At 52.7% G+C, this 25,913-nt stretch carries 20 protein-coding genes; 12 read left to right on the forward strand and 8 right to left on the reverse strand.

Features of this window, described 5'->3' with window-relative positions; all coding sequences use genetic code 11:
• The first annotated feature begins 313 nt into the window (after nt 1–313).
• Entirely contained in the window at nt 314–1,084 is a 771-nt protein-coding gene (gene deoR, locus FAZ14_RS14030; RefSeq protein WP_016943722.1) for a DNA-binding transcriptional repressor DeoR, read from the forward strand.
• A gap of 49 nt (nt 1,085–1,133) precedes the next feature.
• Here the strand turns inward: deoR and FAZ14_RS14035 are convergent, their stop codons facing one another.
• On the reverse strand, nt 1,134–2,342 hold the full coding sequence (locus tag FAZ14_RS14035) for a serine hydrolase (RefSeq protein ID WP_153508721.1): 1,209 nt from the start codon (nt 2,340–2,342) through the stop codon (nt 1,134–1,136).
• A 517-nt stretch (nt 2,343–2,859) separates the two neighbouring features.
• On the opposite strand from FAZ14_RS14035, the gene FAZ14_RS14040 reads away from it, so the two are divergent.
• The gene (locus FAZ14_RS14040) at nt 2,860–3,678 is read left to right on the forward strand and encodes an alpha/beta fold hydrolase (RefSeq protein WP_016943720.1); all 819 of its coding nucleotides are present in this window, start codon (nt 2,860–2,862) and stop codon (nt 3,676–3,678) included.
• A 284-nt stretch (nt 3,679–3,962) separates the two neighbouring features.
• A complete protein-coding gene (locus tag FAZ14_RS14045; protein ID WP_016943719.1) occupies nt 3,963–4,580 on the forward strand; it encodes a glutathione S-transferase family protein in 618 nt (205 codons plus the stop codon).
• An 87-nt stretch (nt 4,581–4,667) separates the two neighbouring features.
• Here FAZ14_RS14045 and FAZ14_RS14050 read toward each other — a convergent pair whose 3' ends face one another.
• Nucleotides 4,668–5,798 (reverse strand): PQQ-dependent sugar dehydrogenase, encoded by a 1,131-nt coding sequence (locus tag FAZ14_RS14050; RefSeq protein WP_153508722.1) that lies wholly within the window; start codon nt 5,796–5,798, stop codon nt 4,668–4,670.
• Between the two features lie 270 nt (nt 5,799–6,068).
• Between FAZ14_RS14050 and rimO the strand changes: the two genes are divergently transcribed.
• Complete coding sequence (gene rimO, locus FAZ14_RS14055) at nt 6,069–7,472, forward strand: 30S ribosomal protein S12 methylthiotransferase RimO (protein ID WP_193744089.1); 1,404 nt, start codon at nt 6,069–6,071, stop codon at nt 7,470–7,472.
• 188 nt (nt 7,473–7,660) lie between these two features.
• Nucleotides 7,661–8,416, forward strand: coding sequence for an outer membrane permeability protein SanA (gene sanA / locus FAZ14_RS14060; RefSeq protein ID WP_016943716.1), 756 nt, complete (start codon nt 7,661–7,663; stop codon nt 8,414–8,416).
• Between the two features lie 3 nt (nt 8,417–8,419).
• On the opposite strand, the gene yeiB is transcribed toward sanA, so the two are convergent.
• From yeiB to FAZ14_RS14085, 5 genes are all read right to left on the reverse strand, one after another.
• Nucleotides 8,420–9,601, reverse strand: coding sequence for a DUF418 domain-containing protein YeiB (gene yeiB, locus FAZ14_RS14065; RefSeq protein ID WP_038926470.1), 1,182 nt, complete (start codon nt 9,599–9,601; stop codon nt 8,420–8,422).
• A gap of 111 nt (nt 9,602–9,712) precedes the next feature.
• The gene (gene folE, locus FAZ14_RS14070) at nt 9,713–10,381 is read right to left on the reverse strand and encodes a GTP cyclohydrolase I FolE (protein WP_012885004.1); all 669 of its coding nucleotides are present in this window, start codon (nt 10,379–10,381) and stop codon (nt 9,713–9,715) included.
• Nucleotides 10,382–10,594: 213 nt separating this feature from the next.
• A complete protein-coding gene (locus FAZ14_RS14075) occupies nt 10,595–12,280 on the reverse strand; it encodes a methyl-accepting chemotaxis protein (protein WP_153508723.1) in 1,686 nt (561 codons plus the stop codon).
• A gap of 405 nt (nt 12,281–12,685) precedes the next feature.
• A complete protein-coding gene (locus tag FAZ14_RS14080) occupies nt 12,686–14,365 on the reverse strand; it encodes a methyl-accepting chemotaxis protein (protein WP_153508724.1) in 1,680 nt (559 codons plus the stop codon).
• Nucleotides 14,366–14,885: 520 nt separating this feature from the next.
• Complete coding sequence (locus tag FAZ14_RS14085; RefSeq protein WP_153508725.1) at nt 14,886–16,565, reverse strand: methyl-accepting chemotaxis protein; 1,680 nt, start codon at nt 16,563–16,565, stop codon at nt 14,886–14,888.
• A 525-nt stretch (nt 16,566–17,090) separates the two neighbouring features.
• On the opposite strand from FAZ14_RS14085, the gene FAZ14_RS14090 reads away from it, so the two are divergent.
• The 4 genes from FAZ14_RS14090 to FAZ14_RS14105 all read left to right on the forward strand — a co-directional run bounded on the left by FAZ14_RS14090 (nt 17,091) and on the right by FAZ14_RS14105 (nt 20,591).
• Nucleotides 17,091–17,954 (forward strand): LysR family transcriptional regulator, encoded by an 864-nt coding sequence (locus tag FAZ14_RS14090; RefSeq protein ID WP_038926309.1) that lies wholly within the window; start codon nt 17,091–17,093, stop codon nt 17,952–17,954.
• Nucleotides 17,955–18,040: 86 nt separating this feature from the next.
• Nucleotides 18,041–19,162, forward strand: a complete 1,122-nt coding sequence (locus tag FAZ14_RS14095; RefSeq protein WP_038926310.1) for an S-(hydroxymethyl)glutathione dehydrogenase/class III alcohol dehydrogenase — start codon at nt 18,041–18,043, stop codon at nt 19,160–19,162.
• 20 nt (nt 19,163–19,182) lie between these two features.
• Nucleotides 19,183–20,028, forward strand: coding sequence for an S-formylglutathione hydrolase (fghA, locus tag FAZ14_RS14100; protein ID WP_153508807.1), 846 nt, complete (start codon nt 19,183–19,185; stop codon nt 20,026–20,028).
• Between the two features lie 350 nt (nt 20,029–20,378).
• Nucleotides 20,379–20,591, forward strand: a complete 213-nt coding sequence (locus FAZ14_RS14105; protein ID WP_016942516.1) for a KTSC domain-containing protein — start codon at nt 20,379–20,381, stop codon at nt 20,589–20,591.
• Between the two features lie 54 nt (nt 20,592–20,645).
• Here the strand turns inward: FAZ14_RS14105 and FAZ14_RS14110 are convergent, their stop codons facing one another.
• Entirely contained in the window at nt 20,646–21,734 is a 1,089-nt protein-coding gene (locus FAZ14_RS14110; protein ID WP_153508726.1) for an oxidoreductase, read from the reverse strand.
• Between the two features lie 261 nt (nt 21,735–21,995).
• Between FAZ14_RS14110 and FAZ14_RS14115 the strand changes: the two genes are divergently transcribed.
• From FAZ14_RS14115 to FAZ14_RS14125, 3 genes are all read left to right on the forward strand, one after another.
• Nucleotides 21,996–23,507 (forward strand): sugar ABC transporter ATP-binding protein, encoded by a 1,512-nt coding sequence (locus FAZ14_RS14115; protein ID WP_016942518.1) that lies wholly within the window; start codon nt 21,996–21,998, stop codon nt 23,505–23,507.
• Nucleotides 23,508–23,590: 83 nt separating this feature from the next.
• On the forward strand, nt 23,591–24,511 hold the full coding sequence (locus tag FAZ14_RS14120) for an ABC transporter permease (RefSeq protein ID WP_235914571.1): 921 nt from the start codon (nt 23,591–23,593) through the stop codon (nt 24,509–24,511).
• A 184-nt stretch (nt 24,512–24,695) separates the two neighbouring features.
• Entirely contained in the window at nt 24,696–25,883 is a 1,188-nt protein-coding gene (locus FAZ14_RS14125; protein ID WP_038926315.1) for a sugar transporter, read from the forward strand.
• Nucleotides 25,884–25,913 lie beyond the last annotated feature (30 nt).

The following is a 25,913-nucleotide window of genomic DNA, read 5'->3' on the forward strand; positions in this document are numbered from 1 at the left end:
CCCCGATGCTTCCTGTCTTATTCTGTTATCTTCGTCCTCACTGTAAACAGCAGACGCGTTACGTTAATAAGCCGGTCTAATAAGCGCCGCCGCGTTATAACATTTGCACGATAGATTTGCGCCTTGCATTTCATGAAGGTTATATTAATGCTCCGTCTGCTGAGGAATCAGCACACATTGCCTGCGGTTAACCATTCCCGGTGCATTTCCTTTTACCCCATTTTTATCCTGATTCAGGTGTAGCCATGAACGATGGTACAGCGTGGGGTGATCCTGCATTGGAACGCGTTGGACCGGTCTTATTGAGGAAAACATGGAAACGCGTCGCGCAGCAAGGCTTCACAAACTGGCTCAGGCTTTAAAAAAGGCCGATAAACTGCACCTGAAGGATGCAGCACAACTGCTCGGCGTCTCTGAAATGACGGTCCGGCGTGACCTGAACGCACACCCCGATGTGTCTGTAGTGCTGCTGGGCGGCTATGTCGTTTGTGACCCAAAAAACAACGGTGCGACCAGTTATTTTGTCTCCGATCAGCAGACCAAACACGTGGTAGAAAAGAACATCGTGGGTGAACTGGCGGCTGCCTGCATCGAACCCAACGATACACTCTTCTTCGACTGCGGCACGACCATCCCGTTCATTATTGCCGCTATTCCAGACGACCTGCCGTTTACCGCGATCTGTTATTCACTCAATACGTTTATGGCATTACAGGACAAACCGAACGGTCGGGTGATTTTGTGCGGCGGAGAGTTTCATCCTGACAATGCTATTTTTACCCCGTTGGGGCACCAGCACGAACTGGATCAGATCTGTCCAACCAAAGCCTTCATTTCAGCAGGCGGCATTGACACACAAGCCGGAGCGACCTGCTTTAGCTTCGCTGAACTGGCGATAAAGCATCGCGCCATGGCGCTGTCTCAACAGGTCATTCTGGCAGTGGACAGCAGCAAATTCGGCAAGCGTAAACCCACCCGCATTGGTGCGCTGACATTATTTGATACGATTATCACTAACCGTGCACCGGATAATGACTATCTCCACTACCTCAAAGCCAACAACATCGAGCTATTGACCCCTTAACCCTTCGCTGCAGTCGGCATTTTAAGCCCACTGCAGCGCCTTATTCCTGTCAGCCAAATAATCCGCCAAACCAGCCGGACAACGTCATCAAAATGGTATCCCATAAGCGGCCAAAAAAGCCTGCTTGCGGTATGTCATCCATCACCACCAGTGGGCGTTGGCCGATGCTGTTGCCATCGAGTTGGAAATCAATCGTGCCGACAACCTGCCCTTTTTTCAGCGGGGCTTGCAACTGCCGCTGCGCCAACGTAAAGCTGGCTTTCAGATTTTTAGCCTGCCCTTTTGGCACCGTCATCGCGGCATCCTGCGCTACCCCTAATCTGACTTGCTTTTCGCTACCAAGCCATACCCGTTGGGTCGTAAAGGGGGTGTCGCTGCGTATCAACGTCGCAGTTTCAAAGAAACGGAGCCCCCAGGTCAGCAATTTTTCACTTTCCCGAAAACGGATGCTGTCGGAAGGCGCACCCAGTACCACCGAAATCAGCCGCATGTCACTATCGACAGCCGAGGCCACCAGACTGTGGCCAGCACCATCGGTATAGCCGGTTTTCACCCCATCCACACGCAAGTTACTGCTCCACAGCAAACGGTTACGGTTTGGCTGGCGGATATTATTGAATGTGAACTCTTTCTCACTATGTAAGGCGTATTCGCTCGGTACATCGCGAATCAACGCCTGTGTCAGACGTGCCATGTCACGGGCCGTACTGTACTGCCCTGGCGTATCCAGACCATGTACCGTCAGAAAATGGGTATTCGTCAACCCCAGCGTCGCGGCGTACTGGTTCATCAGGCTGACAAACGCGTTCTGGCTTCCGGCGACATAATCCGCCAGTGCGATACTGGCATCATTACCCGACTGAATCACTATCCCTTTATTAAGATCGGACACCGAAATCTGATCACCCGGCTTGAGGAACATCAGTGACGACCCACGTAACGTCGGATTACCACCAGCCCAGGCGTCTTTTCCAACCGTCACTTTATCGTCTGGTGTGATCTTACCCACTTTGATGGCCTGCCCAATCACATAGCTCGACATGATCTTGGTCAGGCTAGCGGGATCGAGTCTGGTATCTGCATTTGACTCGGCCAGCACCCGACCGCTGGCGTAATCGATCAAGATAAACGCTTTGGCGTCAATTTGCGGTGGAGGCGTCATCTGCTCGGCCTGAAGTACCGGCGAAACCGCCATCAACATCCCGGTAGCGGCGGCAACGATGCGTCGCCAGGAAATGCGAGGTGTCACTATCTTCATGCGCGCTGTCCATAAATTGTTAAAAATGAGGAGTATCAAACAGTTTACTGGGCCTAACCGGTACAAGGTAGCCTGACATATCTGAGAATAAAACCGACCACACTGTAAAGTTCATCAAAGAAAAAGAAAAAATCAGCGGAATCTGTCGACAGGATCAGTCACAGACACTGCGAAAAGGGGAAAATCTCCTTGATTACACCACCGATGACTCAGTCGCCCCACACATCTCTCGAAATGATTAAAATTTTTTATAAAATAGTCTTCACATACTACTTAGGCCAACATTTTTATTCTGTTATTTTCACTTCAGAAGATTAATAGTGCAAATAAATTAACTGGCATTTATCTCATTCCGAATAATGTGTTAAATTAACCATGTAAATATATTAACAATAACTACAACAGGAAATTTCCCTCGGCTTTTTTAAAAGGGAGCGTTATTAATACGGTTAAATTTCATGACGAAAAAATCTAACGATAGCGCCATGCCCTGTCGGGCAAAAAAAGGGACTTTATTATGTCAATAGAAAAATGCATTATCACACATGACTCATGGAAAATATATGTTGAAAGGCATATCTCCGATCCTGCACATGAAACCATCATTATGGTTAACGGAGCACTATCGACAACGGCAGCGTTCAAAAATACCGTCAAAAATCTATCCGGCAGGTTTAATATCATTCTTTTTGACTTACCGTTTATTGGTGAATCATTGCCCCACAACACGCTAAACAGGGTCATAACCAAAAACGATGAGGTCAATATCCTGCTCCATCTCATCGACATCTTTGAACCAGACCACATACTGTCGATATCATGGGGTGGGCTGTCTTCTATGTTAGCTTTGTCAAACAAGCCCAGACATATTAAGAAGGCGGTGATCGCATCGTTTTCGGCACATCTTAATGATAAAATGCGCGACTACATCCAACGCGCCAGGGATTATATTCACTCAAAAGAATTCGAAAGAGCGGCGGAATTACTCAATAATGAAGTAGGCAAATTTCTACCTCCTTTACTAAAACACATTAATTTGAAACATATCTCATCGATGAATGAATTTGCCTTTCAGCAGGTTAACTTCCACATAGAGCAGGTACTCACACTCAAAGAAGAGAATTATATAGAAATATTCAAGAACATTAACGCCGATATACTTTTTTTGAATGGTGAAAATGACGAGTACACCACTACTAATGATATCAAAAAAATGGAAAAATACATTCATAACTGCAAGTTCAGTACTATTCCTGAAGCGGGTCACTTCCTCGACCTTGAGAACAGAAAAGCGGCAAAGCAAGTCGCGGAGAAAATAATCTCATTTTTCGCGTAACGCGTCTCCCCGTCAGGCTGCTGGATGGCTTCCAGCAGCCTGACCATTGGGTACATAGTCAAATAATACTAACTAATTATTGATATTCGCGCATTTTAGCGACGGTTCCCCCTCAATCATCTGACATTAGCCCTCATGCGTTAGAACAACCACTGCTTAGAACAACCGGTGACATCAAACCCTTGCTGTGGATATAGTGGCCAGAGTCTGACATTAGCATGAGCAGCATGCGACATTCCCACATCGCTTTATTGCGCCAAACGTCAACTCAAAGGAGTAGTGCCATGTTGAAAATCTGGGGTCGTGAAAACTCGACTAACGTGAAGAAAGCACGCTGGTGCGCGGCAGAGCTTGGACTGGCGTATGAACTGGTGCCAGCGGGCGGGCAATTCGGTCGTAACCATGACGCGGACTATTTGTCCATGAACCCTAACGGGCTGGTACCCTGCCTGCAAGACGACGATCTGGTGCTATGGGAGTCACACGCTATCGTGCGTTATCTGGCGGCACAGTACGGCCAGGGGCGTTTTTATCATGCTAATGCGAAAACCCAGGCTGGCATCGACAAATGGCTGGACTGGGCGGCAGGGTTCTCCGAGCCCTACAAGCAGGTATTCATCAATCTGATACGCACAGCACCGGACAAACGCGACATGAAGAGCGTCGAAGCGGGTATCGCCGGTTGTGAAAAACGCTTTGCTATCGCGGATAGCGTACTGGCGACACAGCGCTGGCTTTCCGGCGAAGAGTTCGGTATCGGTGATATCCCGACCGGGTGCATCGCGTATAGCTGGTTCAACCTGCCGATGGAACGCCAGCCCCGGCCACATCTGGAGCGCTGGTATCAGCAACTGACTGAACGGGAAGCCTTCCGTCAGACCGTCATGCTGCCGCTCACGTAACGTCTCTCTTTGCATCTCGTTGATTACATCTCGCCTGACGTCATCGCTTGTCGTGCGCCCTAAGCCGGGCGCACATCCATATCTGCATCAGTAATCCGGTAGCCCCACCTTCAACAACTTGCCATTATCCTGATCGGTCAGCACATACAGATAACCGTCTGGCCCGACGCGCACGTCACGGATACGTTCCCCCAGTTCCGTCAGTAGACGTTCTTGCGAAACAATGCGATCGCCTTCCAGTGACAAACGAATCAGGCTGGTTCCCGCCAGTGCGCCAATAAATAGCGAGTGACGCCAGGCAGGAAAACGACTGCTGTTATAAAATGCCATACCGCTGATAGCGGGCGAGACTTTCCAGTAATAGACAGGCTGGGCCGTGCCCGCCACTTCCGCCCCCTGAAATTCCGGGATTCTCTGCCCGGAGTAGTCGATACCATAGGTCGCCAATGGCCAACCGTAATTCTCTCCCGGTTGGGGGATATTGATTTCATCGCCGCCACGCGGCCCGTGTTCACTTTCCCACACATCGCCAGACCACGGATTAAGCGCCAGCCCTTGTGGATTTCGCAATCCGTAGGCCCAGATTTCCGGCCGGGCACCGGAGTGATTCACAAAGGGATTATCGATGGGAACACCCCCATCCGGCGTAAGGCGCACCAGTTTACCCTGCAGGCTTCCTAAATCCTGAGCCAGCATCCGTTGCTGGTTCTCGCCGAGTGCGATAAACAAATGACCTTGTTTATCAAACACCATCCGCCCGCCAAAATGGGCACCGGTCGAGCGCTTCGGCAGTTGTTGCCTGAAGATCACCGTAAAATGATTCAGCCGCTGCATATCATCCGATAGCACGCCAAATCCTACTGTGGTTCCCGCCAGCCCTTGCGGCCCGGCTTCGGCATAACTCAGGTAGACCCGGCGATCCTGACGAAAATTCGGCGACAACACCACATCCAGCAAACCACCTTGTGAATGTGCAAACACGGTCGGCACACCGTCTATCGGCGCAGAAAGCCCCTTACCGGCTTGCCAACGCCGCAACTGACCTGAACGCTCCGTCAGCAACAAGCCTTGCTCGTCCGGCAAAAAGGCCAGCGACCAGGGGTGATCAAGATTATCCTGCAACACGGTAACGGTCGGCGCAGCCAGCAGCCCCGCAGAAAACAACCAGCTTGCCGCCAGTACCGGCAAGGTAAAAAAACGAAAGCGGGGAAACAACATGCCAGGCTCTCCCAGTTATTGGTGGTAGCGATACACTCGTCACATGAAAAACGATACAGAGGGTAAAATTAGCAGACGGTAAAATTAATAGCATGCTGGCCTCAGCCATCAGGCAGAATTTACTCAAATTTGCATCCTGCTTATCGCAGCCACCCGAACTGACGTACACCCGAGCACTGATTGTTTTATAATCACACAGGACTGTTTCCTGACGGCGATTCAGGTATAATCCGCCGCATTTTTCCGCCCCAACCCGATGTATGAGATGCTATGACTGTTAACACCTTCGATCCCACACAAACCACCACACTGTCGGCACCGCAAAAAGCGCTGAATGATCAATCCACTGACGCCAGCAAAGAGTTGTCCCGCAAAATTGGCTTTGTCAGCCTCGGTTGCCCGAAAAATCTGGTGGATTCGGAGCGAATTCTGACCGAACTGCGTACCGAAGGGTATCAGGTGGTGCCAAGCTACAACGATGCCGATCTGGTTATCGTCAATACCTGCGGTTTCATCGATAGCGCGGTACAGGAGTCGCTGGAAGCCATTGGCGAAGCGCTCAATGAAAACGGCAAAGTCATTGTGACCGGTTGTCTGGGGGCGAAAGAGAATCAGATCCGTGAGGTCCACCCCAAAGTACTGGAAATCACCGGCCCACATAGCTACGAGCAAGTGCTCAACCACGTGCATCATTATGTTCCCAAACCGGAACATGACCCGTTTACCAGTCTGGTACCGGCTCAAGGGGTCAAACTGACACCACGCCACTACGCTTACCTGAAGATTTCCGAAGGCTGCGATCATCGTTGTACCTTCTGTATTATTCCGTCCATGCGTGGTGATTTGGATAGCCGTCCTATCGGTTCGGTGCTGGATGAAGCCAAACGACTGGCGGAAGCCGGTGTGAAAGAACTGTTGGTCATCTCTCAAGACACCTCTGCCTACGGTGCTGACGTCAAACACCGTACCGGGTTCTGGAACGGTCAGCCGGTGAAAACCAGTATGGTCAGTCTGTGTGAGCAATTATCGACGCTGGGGCTGTGGGTCCGTCTGCACTACGTGTATCCCTACCCGCATGTGGATGATGTGATCCCACTGATGGCAGCAGGCAAAGTGTTGCCGTATCTGGATATCCCGCTGCAACACGCCAGCCCGAAAATCCTCAAGCTGATGAAACGCCCCGGTGCGGTAGAACGCACGCTGGAGCGCATCAAGCGCTGGCGCGAGATCTGCCCGGACCTCACCTTGCGTTCAACGTTTATCGTTGGCTTCCCCGGTGAAACGGAAGAGGACTTCCAGATGCTGTTGGATTTCCTGCAAGAAGCACAGTTGGATCGCGTAGGGTGTTTCCGGTATAGCCCGGTGGAAGGTGCCGCGGCGAACAACCTGCCAGATCAGGTACCAGAAGACGTGAAAGAAGAGCGTTACCATCGTTTCATGCAGGTACAGCAGCAGATTTCCAGCCAGCGTCTACAGGCCAAAGTCGGCCGGGAATTGAAAGTGTTGATCGACGAGGTGGACGAAGAAGGTGCGATCGGTCGCAGCATGGCGGATGCGCCGGAGATCGACGGGGCGGTGTATCTGAACGGTGAAAACCGGGTCAAGGTGGGCGATCTGGTGACAGTCAAAATTGAACATGCCGATGAATATGATCTGTGGGGTTCACTGGTCTAATCGTCTTGACAACTGGCCGGGGATCACTCGGCCAGTAATGCATCCCATCCTGATTTTGCTCAAAAAAACAGCGCAACTGACTACTTCCAGACAGTTCGCCTTGCGTCATTTCAGTACCTCAAGTAGCCTTGCCTGATGATTACCGACGCCATAATGACTCTTTACTCCATGCGGACGAAGGCAGCAGCATGTGGAAACGCCTGATATTCGGTCTTTTCGCCACCATTCTGGTGTTAGCCTGCAGTGCTTTTCTGCTTGATCGCTGTATCAGCTGGCGCACCGCACCTTATATCTACGAGGATGTAGAGGATTTGCCGCCACGTCAGGTTGGGGTGGTCTTGGGTACAGCCAAGTACTATCGCGCGGGTGTGATCAACCAGTATTACCTGTTTCGTATTCAGGGTGCGCTCAACGCCTTTAACAGCGGCAAAGTCAGTTATTTGCTACTCAGTGGCGACAATGCCCAGCACAGCTATAACGAGCCGATGACCATGCGGCGCGACCTGATCGCCGCCGGAGTTCCCCCTGCCAGCATCGTGCTGGACTATGCCGGTTTTCGCACGCTGGACTCCATCGTCAGAACCCGCAAGGTATTCGATACCAACGATTTCACGATCATTACTCAGCGCTTCCATTGCGAGCGCGCGCTATTTATCGCGCTGCACAAGGGCATTCAGGCACAGTGTTTTGCGGTCCCCTCACCGAAAGATATCTGGCAGGTACGATTACGGGAATTTGGTGCCCGGCTTGGCACCCTGTTTGACTTGTATGTTCTAAAACGTGAACCCCGCTTCCTGGGGCCACAAGTGCCGATTCCGTCCGAATACAAAATTTCGCATGACGAACCCAGCTACCCGGCGGTGCCGCCAGAATTCATGACCGACCAGGAGTCGAAAGTAGAACCGCCGCTACGCCAGAAGCCAACAACATCCCCTTCCCGCTAGTCATCACTCATTGGCTGACTGCGCTGAAACCGGACCGGCGACTTTGGCTGTCAGCCAGTGCCACAACCACTCAACTGGCCCTTGTCGGAACGTGCCCAACCAAAGGCGTGCTACCAGCAGATTGCACAGCCAGACGGGCGGCACCACCAGCAGCAACTGCCAGCGGTCAAAGTGCATGAACCCGCCCAGGCGATTAAACAGCGTGGTACAAATCAGGGTTTGCAGCAAATAGCTGCTCAGCGCCATACGCCCGACACTGGCTATCCAACGGGTAAGCCGCCAGTTCATCAACGTCGGCCAATATCCGTAGCACAACGCCAGATAAGCAATCGCCTGTAGCGGTGCGCCAGTCTCTCGCGGAATTTGCAGCAACAGACCACACCAGCGATAGTCCCACTGCAGTTGCCACTGCGCGATCACACCCGCCCCATTAATCAGCAGCGCCAGCGGCAACAACCACAGAGCAACGCGCCGATAATGCTGCTGGCTAAACTGGCCTCGCAGCCAACCGCTGCGCATTAACGCGGCCCCCAGCAACATCGATCCGGCCAGCAACCAGCCATACTGAATCCCCAGCGACAGCAGGCTTTCATTCAGTAATGACAGTCGATTTCGCCACGCCTCCGGCCCGCCCTGCGTTAACCACCAGGCTTCATAATTCACCTCAGCAAGCCCGGGTTGCCAGAAACTGCCGCCATCCTGGCTCAGCACCTGGCTCAAAACCACCAGCATCGCCAGCCCCATCAGATACAGCGCCACACCGGTACGCAGTAGCATGCGGGTACTGTCGGCATGACGCAGCATGCCGTAACTCACCAGACCAATCAGGCCATAATCCAGCAGAATGTCGCCGTCCCACATGAAAATCGCATGCAGTAGGCCGAAAACCATCAGCCAAAACAATCTGGCATGAATCCAGCGTTTGCCGCGTCTTAGCAGCAGTTGCAACCCGGCACCAAACAACAGGGCAAACACCGTGAGAAATTTTCCCTGCGCCAGCATGTCCATTAACGCCCACGCCCAGACATCCGCCGTAGAAGGCGGCCCCTGCCACGCCGGGTTAAGGTAGGCAGCATGGGGCAAACCGAATGAAACGATGTTCATCAATAGAATGCCAAGCATTGCCAGCCCACGGGCGAAGTCCAGCATAGGGATACGAGATGAAGAAGGCGACGTTGGCGACATGGTTTTCAGCAAAGACGGGATATGTGCGCAAATTGTAGTGACTGGGACAACAAATGCCCATGCTTTTCTGGCGATGGCGATTAACCGCCAGAAAAACATCGGCAATACCGATCAATTATGATGGTGGCGCACCGCGCGCAGAAATTCCTGACGGGTATTCTGGCTGGATTTGAACAGCCCCCCCAACGACGTTGTCGTGGTGGCACTGGTGGCATCACGAATTCCCCGTGCTTTAACGCAATAATGTACCGCGTCAATCGATACCGCCACGTTATTGGTGCCAAGCAGTGTCTGCAACGCAACCAGAATTTGCTGCGTCAGACGTTCCTGAACCTGTGGGCGCTGAGAGAAAAACTGCACGATCCGATTGATCTTAGACAGCCCAATCACACCGTCTTTCGGGATGTAGGCCACGGTGGCTTTGCCATCAATCGTCACAAAATGGTGCTCGCATGTGCTGGTCAGTGTGATGTCACGTACCGTCACCATTTCATCGACTTTCATCTTATTTTCGATGATAGTGATTTTCGGGAAATTGGCGTAATCCAGGCCGGAAAAGATCTCTTCCACATACATTTTGGCGATGCGGTGAGGGGTCTCAGCCAGGCTATCATCCTCCAGATCGAGGTTCAGCAGGTTCATGATTTCCGTCATGTGCTCAGCAATCAGGCGCTTACGGGTTTCACGTTCCAGCATTTCGCCGCGCAGTGGGGTTTCCAGTCCACGCGCCAGTAACGCCTCGTGAACCAGGGCCGCTTCTTTTGTTAATACAGCCGACATGTTTTTCTCCTGCAGGTGTTCGCACGCTAACGTTGCCCGAGGCCAACGTCGGCCACAACTCTAATGGAGTGACTGATGATTATCCAGCGATTGTGTGCCATAGCTGATGAAAAGACTTCAATTTGCCACCCTGTCATCACACGCCCCTGCCATCGTGACATGTGCTGCCGCATCCACACCGATGAATGCAGCAGACGTTAACCCATGGTGGCGTTAGAATTTCTCCCAGTTACCCTGCCCACTGCTTTTACCGGCTGGTGGCAACGCGGGTGCCGTTGCTTTAAGTGACGGGCGTTTGAGCGCCAGATTGCTGTCCTGCCTCTGATACCCTGTAGCCGAATGGTACTCAGTGCCAAGATGGAAGACCTCTACCGCCTGCGTCAGTTGCCGTGCCTGCTCTTCCAGTGAGGCAATCGCCGCCATTGCCTGTTGCACCAGGGTCGCATTCTGCTGGGTCACACCATCCATTTCATTGACTGCCTGACCGATTTGCGAAATCCCGCGGCTCTGTTCATCTGACGCAGAGGCAATCTCACCAATCAGATTACTGACGTGCGATACCGTGTCGATAATCGTCTGCATCGCTTCCCCGGCCTGCTTGACCTGTGTTGAGCCCACATCCACCCGGGATACCGATTCCGCAATCAAGCCTTCAATCTCTTTGGCGGCCTGAGCACTGCGTTGTGCCAGGCTGCGCACTTCGCCTGCAACCACAGCGAAACCCCGCCCCTGCTCGCCAGCACGCGCCGCTTCCACCGCTGCGTTCAGCGCCAGAATGTTGGTCTGGAAGGCAATACCGTTAATGACCGAGGTAATATCAGCAATCTTACGGGAACTGGCGGTAATACTGTCCATCGTTTCCACCACATTATTGGTGATTTTCCCGCCTTGTATCGCCGCGTCGGAGGCCTCCTGCGCCAGCTTGGTGGCCTGATGGACGTTTTCTGCGTTGTGCTGCACGGTAGAACTCAGTTGTTCCATGCTGGCGGCAGTTTCCTGCAATGCTGATGCCTGCTGCTCGGTTCGTCCCGATAGATCATTATTGCCTTGCCGGATCTCAGTCGCCCCCTGATAAATCGTCTCGGCGGTATCACGAATCAACGAGACGGTATCTTTCAAACTCAGTTGCAGTTTTTTGATGTCGGGAATCATACGCCCGGCACAGTTACGGCCGAACTCTTCCAGATGCTGATCGAGCCGACCGGCGATCAGTTTGCCAAGGTGTGCCTGGATGACAGCGAGAGGGTTTACCAGATACTTGGTCAGATAGCGTTCACTGACCAGGAAAATGATCACACTGATAATCAGTGCCAGTATTAAAGCATTTCGGGTCCAGTCATTATGGGTATTCACTACCCCCAGAAAATCCGCGTTTGTCACCGCTGCTGTGTATTTCTGTGCGGCATCACCAAATGCCCAACTGGCTGGCGGATACACTTTGCGAAATACGCTGCGAAACGCCTCCAGATCGTTTTTCTGCAGTGCGGCATACATTGGCTCTATCGCCGTCGAAATCAATGCTGACCAGCTTGATACCATTTCATCAGTAATTTTTTTATCCACACCAATTTGTGGTGCTGCTTTAAATTTTTCCAGCGCACCTTTGGTATTTTTGATGGCCGTCATCGCCATATCCAATGTCTTTTTAGCATTCTCTGCATCGTTGAATTGCAGATAATCCATCACACGTGCCATTCGGGTAACAGAGCGGAAATACTGGTCATTGCCGTAGGTGAGATAACTCTGGGTTTTACTTTGGGTTGAGTTATCATTTAACAGCAACGTAACCTGTTTTAATGAATGCAGGCTGTAACCGGATACCCCCCCCCAGAGCACCACAAAAAACCCCATAATAAATAACATCATCACTCTTACACGGATATTTCTTAGAAAAGACATAATTAACTCCCGAATGTTATTTGACGTTTTCCAGGATTGGCTAAGTAGCAGAGAGTCCTTTACTCATTAATACGACAGTTACCCTATCAGAACGCACAGCACCCAATATCACCGCAGGGGTCGTCATATAGCGCAAATGATACCAGTGGGTAGTTATAAGCAGGATAATCACTACGCGCACACACGTTCTGATTTATCAGCAAGTATAGGCAGGGATAGAAAAAATGAGATGGCACAGCTGGTTATTCGTATAAAAACCACGTCAGAAAAACAGCAATATCACGCGACAGTCACACTCTCGCACTTTATTCATCGTGTATTCATCTTCAATAAAAAATGCACCGGCTTGCCGGTGCATTTCGTGTAAAACAGGAGGGTGTGTACAGGCTTAGAAGGTTTCCCTGTTTAAAAGGTTTCCCAGTTGCCGTGCGATGACCGGGCTGGCAGCGCTGCCGTTTTCGGTGCTGGTCGTTTCAGTTCCGGCCGTTTCAGTGCCGGTGTCACGGTGCGTGGCGAGTGTAACGCTGCCGCCGAGTCACCCAGGTCAAACGACGCCACTGCGGTTGCCAGGCTCTGTGCCTGCTCATCCAGCGAGGCTGCCGCCGCCGAGGCTTCCTGCACCAGTGCCGCGTTCTGTTGCGTCACACCGTCCATTTCCGTTACCGCCTGACCAATTTGCTCGATACCCCGGCTCTGTTCATCCGACGCCGCCGAAATCTCACCCATCAGGTCATGCACCCGCGAGACCGAGGAGATAATTCCCTCCATCGCGCTGCCTGCCTCGCGAACCAGTGTCGAGCCCGTATCTACCCGGCGGACCGATTCGCCAATCAGCGTTTCAATCTCTTTCGCCGCCTGCGCACTGCGCTGCGCCAGATTTCTCACTTCACCGGCCACCACCGCGAAACCACGCCCCTGCTCACCGGCCCGCGCCGCTTCCACCGCCGCGTTCAGCGCCAGAATATTGGTCTGGAAAGCGATGCCGTTAATCACGGTGGTGATATCCGCTATCCTGCGGGAACTGTCCGAAATGCTCTGCATGGTGGTGACCACGCTGCTGGTAATTTCGCCACCCTGACGTGCCATCTGCTGCGCTTCTTCCGAAATTTGCCGTGCCTGACGCACGTTATCGGCGTTATTTTTTACCGTTGACGTCAGTTCTTCCATGCTGGCGGCGGTTTCCTGCAGCGCAGCTGCCTGCTGGTCGGTACGGCGTGACAGTTCATCATTCCCCTGGCGGATTTCACTGGTACCGGTATAAATCACCGTCGAGCTGGCATGAATAGTCTGCACCGTATCACGCAGACTGTGCTGCATCGCCCGGATGTAAGGGATCAACTGACCGGCACAGTTACGGCCGAACTCGTCGAGTTCAACACCCAGTTTGCCGCTGGTCAGCAGTTCCAGATGGCGTTTGATCTGACCAATCGGTTTCACCAGATAGTTCACCAGATACCGGTCGCTCAGGAACAGCACGATAACCCCCAGAATCAGCGCGACCAGCAACAGATCTTTATTTACGCCAATGTGTTTTTCGACCTGGATGATGCCATCGTCAGACTGGATGGCGGTGGCATATTTCTCCGCGATAGCGCCGAACTCCACGCTCAGTGGTGGGTACTGTTTACGGAACATCTGGCGAAAATCCTCCATCTGCCCGTTTTTAGCCGCCGTCAGCATCGGCTCCACCGCATTTTGCAGTAACCGACCCCACACTTCAGCCATTTGCTGTACGACCGCTTTGTCGACCCCGACGTGCTCACTGCGCTTAAACTGCTCCAGTGCATCCTGACTGTTTTTCAGTGCAACGCCTGCTGAGCTGAGCGTTTTCTGTGCATTCTCTACATCGCCGGTTTGCTGGTAGTCCACTGCGCGCAACATCCGGGTCATGGAGCGAAAATACTGGTCGTTACCTTTGACCAGTAGGGTATAACTTTTTTTCTGTGACATATTGTCATTCAGCAAATCGGCCATATCGCTAAATGAACTCAGTGTGAAAACAGAGGCTATTCCCCAGATAACAGTAAACAGCGTCAGGATAATGAGCAGCATTTTTCTGACGGTAATGTGCCTTAAAATATTCATAGTAGACTCCGGATAATTAGTCGCGCCTTCAGCGCTTGCTTAGTCATGGCCACCGGTGTTTGGTTATTCCCCAGCTTAAATAATGAGCAGTTTTTTAAGTTGCTCACCTGACTCGTATCGTGACAAGAAAAACCCTGGCTAACTTTTCTTAAAAACCAAATAACACTTTTTAATTCCGGCTAAGGTACGGTTAAATAAAACCGTGTTTCCTTTTTATCTCTTCACATTCATTCTACCACGTCTGCCAACACGTTCTCTGTGTTTTCATGGTTAACATTACAGGACAAAAATTAAGTGAGCCTTAAATGAAAAAAATAAAAATGACGATGATCACGTTACCTCCTTTCAACAATTTATTTTTAATTTCCCACGTTACTGTTTTTTGAATCTTAAATGAACCTTAAATGGTTGATACATGTTTCTGTATGACTCACCGCTTCGCAGGCAGCCAAATGCACCGGCAAGCCGGTGCATTCGTGTAAAACAGGAGGGTCGGTACAGGCTTAGAAGGTTTCCCTGTTTAAAAGGTTTCCCAGTTGCCGTGCGATGACTGGGCTGTCAGCGCCGCCGTTTTCGACGCTGGCCATTTCAGTTCCGGCCGTTTCAGTGCCGGTGTCACGGTGCGTGGCGAGTGTAACGCTGCCGCCGAGTCACCCAGGTCAAACGACGCCACTGCGGTTGCCAGGCTCTGTGCCTGCTCATCCAGCGAGGCTGCCGCCGCCGAGGCCTCCTGCACCAGCGCCGCGTTCTGTTGCGTCACCCCGTCCATTTCCGTTACCGCCTGACCAATTTGCTCGATACCCCGGCTCTGCTCGTCAGACGCCGCCGAAATCTCACCCATCAGGTCATGCACCCGCGAGACCGAGGAGATAATTCCCTCCATCGCGCTGCCTGCCTCGCGAACCAGTGTCGAGCCTGTATCTACCCGGTTGACCGATTCGCCAATCAGCGTTTCAATCTCTTTCGCCGCCTGCGCACTGCGCTGCGCCAGGTTTCTCACTTCACCGGCCACCACCGCGAAACCACGCCCCTGCTCACCGGCCCGCGCCGCTTCCACCGCCGCGTTCAGCGCCAGAATATTGGTCTGGAAGGCAATGCCGTTAATCACGTTGGTGATATCCGCTATTCTGCGGGAGCTCTCCGAAATACCCTGCATGGTGGTGACCACGCTGCTGGTAATATCGCCGCCCTGACGTGCCATCTGCTGCGCTTCTTCCGAAATTTGCCGTGCCTGACGCACGTTATCAGCGTTATTTTTTACCGTCGAGGTCAGTTCTTCCATGCTGGCGGCGGTTTCCTGCAATGCGGCGGCCTGCTGGTCGGTACGACGTGACAGTTCGTCATTCCCCTGGCGAATTTCACTGGCACCGGTATAAATCACCGTCGAACTGGCATGAATGGTCTGCACCGTATCACGCAGGCTGTGCTGCATCGCCCGGATGTAAGGGATCAACTGACCGGCACAGTTACGGCCGAACTCGTCGAGTTCCACACCCAGTTTGCCGCCGGTCAGCAGTTCCAGATGGCGTTTGATCTGACCAATCGGTTTCACCAGATAGTTCACCATGTAGCGATCACTCAGGAACAGTATCGTGATACCCAGCATTAATGCAGCCAGTAAAGTGCCTTTGTTGACTTCAATGTGTTTTTTTGCATCTGCAATACCTGCATCATCCTGAATGGCAGCAGCATATTTTTCCGTCAGCTCGCCGAATTCCACACTCATCGGCGGGTATTGTTTCAGATAAAGTACTTTAAACTCGTCTATACGCCCCGCTTGCAACGCCGCTGTCATTGGTTCTATCGCATTACCAAGAATGTGCTCCCAGGATGTCACCAGCTTTTGCACCAGCTCATCACTGACACCGACCTGACGGCTATTTCTGAATTGCGCTAACGCGTCTTTGGTTTGTTTAAATGCCTCGGTCGCACTCACCAGTGTTTTTTGTGCATTATCCAGGTCACCTCGCTGGATAAACTCAGCCACGCGAGACAAACGCGTGACTGCGCGGGAATATTGGTCATTGCCATGGACCAGAATGGAATAGGTTTTTTTCTGAACCTGATCATTATTTAACAGTGTACTGACGCTACCCAGTGAGTACAGTGTAAAAAAAGCAGTGACGCCCCATACAATAGTAAACAGCGTGAGAATAATTAACATCATTCTTCTGACAGTAATATCTCTCAAGAAAGTCATAATAGGCTCCAAATAATTTTACACGTCTGGCACGTAGATAGTGATAGTCACCTGAGCTGGCTATTCCCGAATCTTGTCAGAAGTATTGCTCAGTACGGTTTACTTACATCCCCTGAAAAAACCTATAAAATCACTCACAATAATGTTTAAACGTGGCATGTAATAACATCGATAACATCGGTACGCTATTTTACGCATACTCTTCTACATAACTGCATTTGCTAACACATACCTGTTCTTTCACTATTAATGCTACAATATGAAAATTAAGGAAGCCTTAAATAAAAGAAATAAAAACGACGTTGATCACGTTACACCATATCCAATAAACTCATTTTTTAATTTATACCGTTATTAAAAATCAGGTAACTGTCCCGTTAGTCATCATTGAAGCGTGGCTACAGTCACCGTTATTCATATGGCATAAATAAGCTGGCACATACCCGGGTTGTCAGCCGCCGTTACAACCGCTACACTCAATAGAAATAAACAACTTAAAATGAGTTATTCACGAAAAGAGAATACATGGACCTGACTCAACTGCGCATGTTCTGTCTGGTGGCGGAAACCGGTTCTCTGGTGCGAGCTGCCGCCCAGCTTGGACGTGTGCCGTCTAACCTCACCACCCGATTGCGCCAGTTGGAACAAGAGCTGGGGACCGATCTGTTTATTCGTGAACGCCAACGTGTCCGTCTTTCACCGGCAGGCCATAATTTTCTGTGTTATGCCCAGCGTATTCTGTCACTCAGTGATGAAGCACTAGCCATGGCGCACACCAGTGAACCCGCCGGTCTGTTTGCGTTGGGGGTGGTAGAAAGCCTGCTTATCACAGCACTACCCGAACTACTGGCGTTATATCATCGCCGTTACCCCCAGGTTCAGATAGCGCTGCGTAGCGATACCTGCGGCGCATTGCTGGAAGCCGTGAATGCGGGCGAGCTGGCAACCGCGCTGATCACCGGCCCGGTCACCCATGATGCCATCAACAGTTGCCGCATTTTTTCACAGCAGTTAGTGCTGATTACCGCAGCAGGCATTCCGCCAGTCTCCCAGGCCTCTCAGGTCAAACACCTGCCTTTGCTAGCGTTCTCCACCGGGTGCGGCTACCGGCAGCGACTGGAAGGCTGGTTTCGTGGGCAAGGCATCACCCCGACTGCTATCGTGGAAATGCCATCGTATAGCGCGCTGCTGGCAGGCGTTGCAGCAGGAAGTGGTGTGGCGATGGTGCCTGTCGACGTTCTGAACGCACTGCCTGCCGGACAGCAGGTTCAGCCCCACCCATTACCGGGCGATGTGGCGTCGGTCACCACCTGGCTTATCTGGCGACGGGATGCGTTTGGCCCCAACGTCGAGGCACTGAAAAAACTGATGATTGAACTCGGCACCTGATGCCTCACCGTCAACAGGCTGAGTCAACTCGCTAAAAACTGACTGTTATCTATAGACCTCACAATACCTGTACAAGGAGCTTCACCATGCAAATGATCAAAACCCGTGCTGCCATCGCCTGGGGCCCCAACCAACCGCTGTCAATCGAAGAAGTGGACCTGATGCCGCCGCAGAAGGGCGAAGTGCTGGTGCGTATCCTCGCCAGCGGTGTCTGCCATACCGATGCCTACACGTTATCCGGCAAAGACCCGGAAGGCGTATTCCCGGTAATTCTCGGCCATGAGGGTGCTGGCATCGTCGAAGCAGTGGGAGAAGGCGTCACCAGTGTTGCTGTCGGTGATCACGTCATCCCGCTCTATACCCCTGAATGCGGGGAGTGCAAATTCTGCCGATCAGGTAAAACCAACCTGTGTCAGGCTATTCGCGCCACACAGGGTAAAGGCCTGATGCCAGACGGTACCCACCGTTTCTTTAAAGACGGCAAACCGATTTTCCACTACATGGGAACCTCAACGTTCGCAGAACGTACCGTCGTGGCGGAAATCTCGGTGGCAAAAATCAGCAAAGACGCGCCACTGGAAGAAGTCTGTCTGTTAGGTTGCGGCGTCACGACCGGGATGGGCGCGGTGACCAATACCGCTAAAGTGAAAGCCGGTGATACGGTGGCGGTATTTGGTCTCGGGGGGATCGGGCTGTCTGCCATTATTGGTGCCAAAATGGCCGGAGCTGGTCGCATTATCGGTATCGATATCAACACCAGTAAATTTGATCTGGCACGCAAACTGGGCGCGACCGATCTCATCAACCCGAAAGACTACGACAAGCCGATTCAGGAAGTGATTGTCGAGATGACCGACGGCGGCGTGGATTTCTCTTTCGAATGTATCGGTAATGTCAACGTAATGCGCTCCGCGCTGGAGTGTTGTCACAAAGGCTGGGGGGAATCGGTGATTATCGGTGTGGCAGGCGCAGGCGAAGAGATCGCGACCCGACCATTCCAACTGGTGACCGGGCGTGTATGGCGCGGCTCCGCGTTTGGCGGCGTTAAAGGTCGCAGCCAGCTGCCGGGGATCGTCCAACGCTATCTGGATGGCGAGTTCCAGCTCAACGACTTCATCACTCACACCATGCCACTTGAGCACATCAATGAGGCATTTGATCTGATGCACGAAGGCAAATCCATTCGTTCTGTGGTGCATTTCAACTGATGACGGAGAACCCACTCGCCATGACGACATCACTGGAATTGCTGGAAGAACACCGGTTATTCGGCGGCTGGCAACGGCGCTATCGCCATGCGTCCAGCTCGCTGAATTGTGACATGACCTTCAGCGTGTTTTATCCGCCTGTGGCCGGAGATACCTCGCCGCCCGTGTTGTACTGGCTGTCGGGGCTTACCTGCAACGACGAGAACTTTACCACCAAGTCCGGTGCTCAGCGCTTCGCCGCCGAACTGGGGCTGGTGTTGATTATGCCGGATACCAGCCCTCGCGGTGACAACGTACCGGACGATGCGCAGTACGATCTGGGTAAAGGTGCGGGCTTTTACGTCAATGCGACCCAGGCCCCCTGGGATCGACACTTCCGAATGTTCGACTATATCAGCGATGAACTACCTGCACTGGTACGTCAGCACATCAGCGCCAGCGACAGGCTATCCATTAGCGGTCATTCGATGGGAGGGCACGGCGCACTGATGATGGCACTGCGTCATCCTGGCCGGTTTCGTTCCGTATCGGCCTTTGCCCCTATCGTCAACCCGACGCAGGTGCCCTGGGGGCAAAAAGCCTTCAGCGCTTATCTGGGGGATGACCCACAACATTGGTTGGATTACGACAGTTGTCACTTGCTCGCCCACAGCGACTCGCCGCTCCCCACGCTTATCGACCAGGGCGATGGTGACAGTTTCTTGCCTGTGCAACTTCAGCCCGAGCAACTAGAAACTATCGCCCATGCCCGCCAGTGGCCGTTGACGTTGCGTATACAGCCCGATTACGACCACAGTTATTATTTCATCGCGAGTTTTATTGAAGATCATCTGCGTTTTCATGCAAAACACTTGCATGAAAACTAAACGGAGTTGTTTAATAACATTACCTCACAGAACGGGACGGTTCATCGTGGGCTGTCGCGATCTGTGGTGATGTCGTATTTAGCCAGTGTGTTCGCCACTGATTGATGGGAATCGACTCTGAAGGTCAATTATTGACATTAGGACAGAGGCCTGTCGCTGTGGCATCCACTGCTAACGTGCAGTCTCGAAATACAGGTTAAAAAAACAACGAGATATTTTTCTCATTTTTCGTCTGTTTTTATGGTGCATACCGGCCCTTGGGAGGTCGGAACTGTTCAAAACACCACAGCGTGTAACATCACTGTTGTATTTAACGTTGTATTGCAACCACTAACAGGGAGTAATTTGTTTTGGAACGCAAACGAGTATCTTCCAGCGAGCTGTTTGCCGTGGGGTACGATTCGGAAAACCGCATATTAGAAGTAGAATTACTGAACGGTAGTCTGTATCAGTACAAAAACGTGGCACTGATGATTTATGAAGAGCTGATGGCCTCTAACGCCAAAGCACGCTACTACGCACGTTACATCAGGAACTCCTTTCCGTATGACAAGTTGCAGTAACCCTGCCAGATACCACACCAACGGGGCGAGGTGGTAAACCGCCCCGTTGTTTTATCACGCGTTTGTCTGTTCTACAGCGCGAAACGCCGCCAGCAGCGTACCGGCATCTGGCACACCGGGTAAATAATGAATGGATTCGCCTGCCTGCAATGTTCGCGTGATCACCGCCTTGATTGACGCGTTATCCTCAATATCCACCCCCAACTCCGCCAGCGACACCGGCAACCCGAACACCCGGAACGCCGTTTTCAACTGACGCAGCGTATCGAACTGCTCCAGCAACGCGCATTGCACCAGAATACCGTATGCTACCTTGGTTCCATGCAGAAATGACTCTGTTTGTGGCAACACCGTCAGCCCATTGTGCACCGCATGCGCCGCCGCCACCCGGGTATAACGCTCGCCCAGCCCGCCGACCATTCCGCCCCCGGCAATGATCGCGTCGACCACATCCAGAAAATCCTGATTCAGTGTGGCCGTATTCACCGCCTTCAGCGCAGATTCACTCTGGCGCAGCAGCACATCACGGATGTCCTGTGCAGTTTGCAGCCCGAGCCGCACAGTCAGTGATAACGTCTGTGGTTCGGGACTGAGCACCACCGCCTCATACCATTTGGCCAGCGTGTCACCAATGCCCGCCAACAGGTACGCCGCCGGTGCCGCCAGCAGAATACGCGGCTCCACCAGCACCAGATGATTGGCATCGGTAAAAATCTCAAACCGCAGCGCCTGCCCGGCTTCGTTATACCAGACCGACAGTGGCGTCCAGGCGGCACAGGTTGCCGCGATAGTCGGTATCGCCACCAGCGGCAAGCCCAGACGACGCGCCACCACCTTGGCGGTATCTAATACCGCACCGCCCCCCACGCCAATCACCACCGTGCGATCATCGCCCGCCGCTGCGGTTAATCGCGTAACTTCATTTTCGCTGCAATGGGCGGAAAAGCAGGCCGTGCGAGCCGTCGGCGCAGAAAACGCTGCGGGCAAATAAGGCTGGGCTGCCGCCAGTGCACGCTCACCGTGAATCCAAAATGCACGCGACAGTCTCTCGTGTGGATAAAACTCGCTGAGTTGGTCAATCGCCCCTGGAAAAGAAAAATAGTTGGCCGGCCCTACCTGGACTCGGATATCTGTTGTACTCATTACGGATACGTTCCTGTTCGACTAGTGAGGGGATAAACGCCCGGTTTACCCGGAAACCCTGTTCGGAGATACCACATTGAAAACCATATTTAGGGATAACGGATCACCGTGTTAATAACGTTTTTACTTAAGTTATGCTTTTTCATTTCTGTCTTAAGACGTCTGGAGTGCCATTCAGGCATTCCATTCTGCGGTTAATGTGATATTTTTCAACGTCGACATCTCGTCATTATCGCTATTAAGAACACGTTGTTGTCAATTATGTCCATAAACCCGCGTTCGCGTCTGGAAATGCGCTACATTTCCATCTCTTTTGCCGGATTCCCGGCCCTCAGACAGGTGAATTTCACGCTGGAAGGCGGTTCTATCCATGCGTTGACTGGCGCTAACGGCGCGGGAAAATCCACACTGATGGCGATTCTTTCTGGCGCTTATGACCATTACAGCGGAGATATTCTGCTGGATGGCGAAAAAGTCGCAATTCATTCGCCACGAGACGCCAAACGTCACGGCATTCATCTGGTGCAGCAAGAAGTGGACGCCGCACTGGTGCCGACGCTGTCGGTCGCGGAGAACATTATGCTGGATCAGTTGGCGCAAAGCGGCCATGTGCTCAACTGGCCTGCACTCTATCAACAGGCACAGGCGCTGCTGACACAGTTAGGGGTCAGCATCAACGTTCGCCAGCGGCTGGAGCGCTGCACGCTGGCGGAAAAACAGCAAATCCTGCTGGCGCGTGCCCTCTCTCATCGTTGCCGCTTTTTAATTCTTGATGAACCCACCGCACCGCTTGATCAGGAAGAGAGCGCGCGTTTGTTTGCGGTGGTGCGTCGCCTGCAACAAGACGGTATTGGCATCGTCTTCATTTCACACCGCATTCATGAGCTGAGCGCTATCTGCGACACATTGACGGTACTGCGTGACGGGCAGTTCGTCAGTTGCAGCCCAATGCAAGGACTCAGCGGTGAAGAAATTGTTGAGCGCATGCTGGGTCATCAGTTGGATGATATTTTCCCACCACGTCGCCAGCAGCATGACGGCAATGTGTTATTGCAGGTAGACGGCTTGCACGATGACACACTGCTGCACAACATTTCATTGCGGCTGCGTAAAGGGGAAATCCTCGGTATCGCCGGTCTCGCCGGTGCTGGCAAGACGGAACTGTGCAAAGCGCTATTCGGTGCAACCCGCAGTCGGGTTGACGCCGGGCACTATCTGGGTCAACCCTGGCGTCCCACCTCACCGGCTGACGCGGTGCAGCAGGGGATCGCGCTGGTACCCGAAGAACGGCGCAAAGAAGGTATTTTTATTGACGATTCCGTCACCATGAATCTCAGCATCAGCGACTGCGACAGTTTTTCCCGCTACGGACTCTTCGGGCACGGTCAGGCACTGGCCTGGGCCCGCTCGCTGATCCAGCGGTTGACCATTCGCACCAGCGGGCCGCAGCAGCGCTTGCGACGCCTGTCCGGCGGCAACCAACAAAAGGTCGCTATCGGCAAATGGTTACGCAGCGACATGCAAGTGTTGATTTTGGATGAGCCCACTAAAGGTGTAGATATCAAAGCCAAGCAGGACTTGTTCACCCTGATCGACGCTCTGGCCCGACAGGGCAAAGGCGTGATTTATGCTTCCGGCGAGTTCTCCGAACTGGTCGGGCTGTGCGATCGCATTTGTGTTCTGTGGGATGGACGCATCGTCGCTGAACTCGACGGTGCCGATGCCGACGAAGAAACGTTGTTACTTTATTCAACCGGAGGAACTCCCGCGTGAGTCAGCCAATCGTATCCAACAGCGCCCCTAAGGACGCGATCCCCTTTCACCATCGTCTGTTCGACCTGTTTTATAAATGGGGAATGCTGATTACCGTCGTCTTGTTGATTGCCCTGTTTGGGCTGGCATCGGACAACTTTCTGGATCCAAACAACATCATCAACATCCTGCGTTCTATCGCCATCGTCACGGTAATAGCGATAGCGGTATCCATTTCACTGTCAGTGGGTGGATTTGATCTGTCGGTCGGGTCTACCGCCTCGCTGGCGAATGCGCTGGTGATATCGCTGTTCGTCTGGCATGGCTTTAGTACCACCGGCGCTATCGTTCTGACGCTGGCCTTGTGTTTGTTAGTCGGGCTGTTTAATGCCTTTTTAATCGTGATTCTGCGTATTCCGGACATGCTGGCAACGCTGGCGAGCCTCTTTGTGATTCAGGGGGTCGCCATGACGTACAGTTACGGCGGCTCCATCACCCAGAATATGCTGTTGCCGAGTGGCGAGATAGCAGAAGGCGAGATCCCCGAGGTGTTCTCCACCCTTGGTCATGTACCTGTGATTGTGGTGATCATGCTGGTCGTAACCATTCTGGTGCAGTTGTATATGTCGCTCACCAAACACGGCCGACGCATGTATGCCATTGGGGGTAATCCGGAGGCAGCGCGTCTGGCTGGGATCCGCACCGCGCGTTATCGGGTGCTGGCCTATCTGCTTTCATCGCTGTTAGCCGCACTGGGCGGTATTCTGCTGGCATCCCGTATCGGTTCATCGCAGGTCAACGCAGGGGGCGGTTATCTGATGGACGCCGTCGCGGCGGCTTATATTGGCTTTTCGCTGGCTGGCTCCGGTAAACCGAATGCATTGGGTACACTGGTGGGTGCCGTGATCCTCGGCGTCTTACAAAACGGGCTGGTCATGCTGTCCGTGCCCTACTACGCGATGGACATTATCAAAGGCTCAGTACTGGCACTGGCGCTGGCGATGACTTATTTTCATAAACGCTAACGCGTTGCTTCATAAAAACTGATTGACCACCCCGCCGGTTCTGAGGGCGGGGATGCCTTCCTCTGCTTTCCATCCGTAGCCCACAAAAAGACCTGCTAATAAGTGTGATCTACATCGCATTGTCACGATCCATTGATTACAATGGGGTCGTTCCCCATAAGTAATACCCGACTGGAATCTGACTATGACATCCGCTTCCCCTTCACGCGCCACCGCCTGGTTACGCGTGGTGACGCTGGCCGTGGCCGCGTTTATTTTTAACACCACGGAGTTTATTCCGGTGGGGCTGCTGAGTGACATCGCCAATACCTTTGCCATGAAAACTGAAGATGTTGGGCTGATGATCACCATTTATGCCTGGATAGTGGCGCTCGCCTCGCTGATCTGCATGTTGCTGACCAGCGGCATTGAGCGCCGCAAGTTACTGATCGGGCTGTTCAGTCTGTTTATTCTCAGCCATTTGCTGTCTGCTGTTGCCTGGAACTTTACCGTGTTGGTCCTTTCCCGAGCCGGTGTCGCGCTGACGCACTCAGTATTCTGGTCTATTACCGCCTCCCTGGCGATTCGGATGGCCCCCCACGGCAAGCGGGCGCAGGCCTTGGGACTCATCGCCACCGGATCGTCACTGGCGATGGTTCTGGGGCTGCCGCTGGGGAGGGTTATCGGCCAATACCTCGGCTGGCGAATCACCTTCCTGACCATCGCCGCAGGCGCGACTATTGCCATGATCCTGCTGGCACGTTTGCTGCCATTACTGCCGAGCGAGCATTCCGGTTCGTTGTCCAGTGTGCCGAAACTGTTCCGCCGCCCGGCGTTGGTCGGTATCTACCTGCTAACGGTGGTGGTCGTGACGGCACACTTCACGGCTTACAGCTATATTGAACCCTTTATCCAGACCGTAGCGGGTCTGCCGGAAAACTTCACTACCCTGATTCTGTTACTATTCGGGTGTGCAGGTATTGTGGGCAGTATGCTCTACAGCCGCTACAGCGAGCGTTTCCCGCTGGCGTTTCTGGTAACGGCCATGTTGTTGTTGCTAGGTTGTCTGACACTGCTGATGCCGCTGTCTGCTCACCCCTTCAGCCTGACGCTGCTGTGTCTGGTCTGGGGACTGGCGATGATGGCGATTGGTCTGGCGATGCAGGCCAAAGTCTTGTCACTGGCACCGGATGCCAGCGATGTCGCCATGTCGATTTTCTCCGGCTTGTTCAACCTCGGTATTGGCGGGGGCGCACTGTTGGGGAGCCAGGTGAGTCTGCATCTGGGCATGGATAAAATCGGTTATGTCGGCGCGCCGCTGGTGCTGTTCGCACTGCTCGCGCTGCTGCTCACGGTGTATCGCAGTGTGAAACTGGTGCATTCCCGCATTTAAATACGACTTCTTTTAGGCGTAATCTTTTAG

Origin of the sequence: Dickeya oryzae (assembly GCF_009372235.1) — a bacterium.
Classification (GTDB): domain Bacteria; phylum Pseudomonadota; class Gammaproteobacteria; order Enterobacterales; family Enterobacteriaceae; genus Dickeya; species Dickeya oryzae.

Coding starts and splice junctions, on each gene's coding strand:
- folE (WP_012885004.1), bottom strand. CDS start 10,381: ATGTCGGCTGTATTAACAAAAGAAGCGGCCCTGGTTCACGAGGCGTTA.
- sanA (WP_016943716.1), top strand. CDS start 7,661: ATGTGGAAACGCCTGATATTCGGTCTTTTCGCCACCATTCTGGTGTTA.
- FAZ14_RS14040 (WP_016943720.1), top strand. CDS start 2,860: ATGTCAATAGAAAAATGCATTATCACACATGACTCATGGAAAATATAT.
- FAZ14_RS14050 (WP_153508722.1), bottom strand. CDS start 5,798: ATGTTGTTTCCCCGCTTTCGTTTTTTTACCTTGCCGGTACTGGCGGCA.
- FAZ14_RS14075 (WP_153508723.1), bottom strand. CDS start 12,280: ATGTCTTTTCTAAGAAATATCCGTGTAAGAGTGATGATGTTATTTATT.
- FAZ14_RS14085 (WP_153508725.1), bottom strand. CDS start 16,565: ATGACTTTCTTGAGAGATATTACTGTCAGAAGAATGATGTTAATTATT.
- FAZ14_RS14115 (WP_016942518.1), top strand. CDS start 21,996: ATGTCCATAAACCCGCGTTCGCGTCTGGAAATGCGCTACATTTCCATC.
- FAZ14_RS14095 (WP_038926310.1), top strand. CDS start 18,041: ATGCAAATGATCAAAACCCGTGCTGCCATCGCCTGGGGCCCCAACCAA.
- FAZ14_RS14120 (WP_235914571.1), top strand. CDS start 23,591: ATGCTGATTACCGTCGTCTTGTTGATTGCCCTGTTTGGGCTGGCATCG.
- deoR (WP_016943722.1), top strand. CDS start 314: ATGGAAACGCGTCGCGCAGCAAGGCTTCACAAACTGGCTCAGGCTTTA.
- yeiB (WP_038926470.1), bottom strand. CDS start 9,601: ATGTCGCCAACGTCGCCTTCTTCATCTCGTATCCCTATGCTGGACTTC.
- rimO (WP_193744089.1), top strand. CDS start 6,069: ATGACTGTTAACACCTTCGATCCCACACAAACCACCACACTGTCGGCA.
- FAZ14_RS14045 (WP_016943719.1), top strand. CDS start 3,963: ATGTTGAAAATCTGGGGTCGTGAAAACTCGACTAACGTGAAGAAAGCA.
- FAZ14_RS14080 (WP_153508724.1), bottom strand. CDS start 14,365: ATGAATATTTTAAGGCACATTACCGTCAGAAAAATGCTGCTCATTATC.
- FAZ14_RS14125 (WP_038926315.1), top strand. CDS start 24,696: ATGACATCCGCTTCCCCTTCACGCGCCACCGCCTGGTTACGCGTGGTG.
- FAZ14_RS14090 (WP_038926309.1), top strand. CDS start 17,091: ATGGACCTGACTCAACTGCGCATGTTCTGTCTGGTGGCGGAAACCGGT.
- fghA (WP_153508807.1), top strand. CDS start 19,183: ATGACGACATCACTGGAATTGCTGGAAGAACACCGGTTATTCGGCGGC.
- FAZ14_RS14035 (WP_153508721.1), bottom strand. CDS start 2,342: ATGAAGATAGTGACACCTCGCATTTCCTGGCGACGCATCGTTGCCGCC.
- FAZ14_RS14110 (WP_153508726.1), bottom strand. CDS start 21,734: ATGAGTACAACAGATATCCGAGTCCAGGTAGGGCCGGCCAACTATTTT.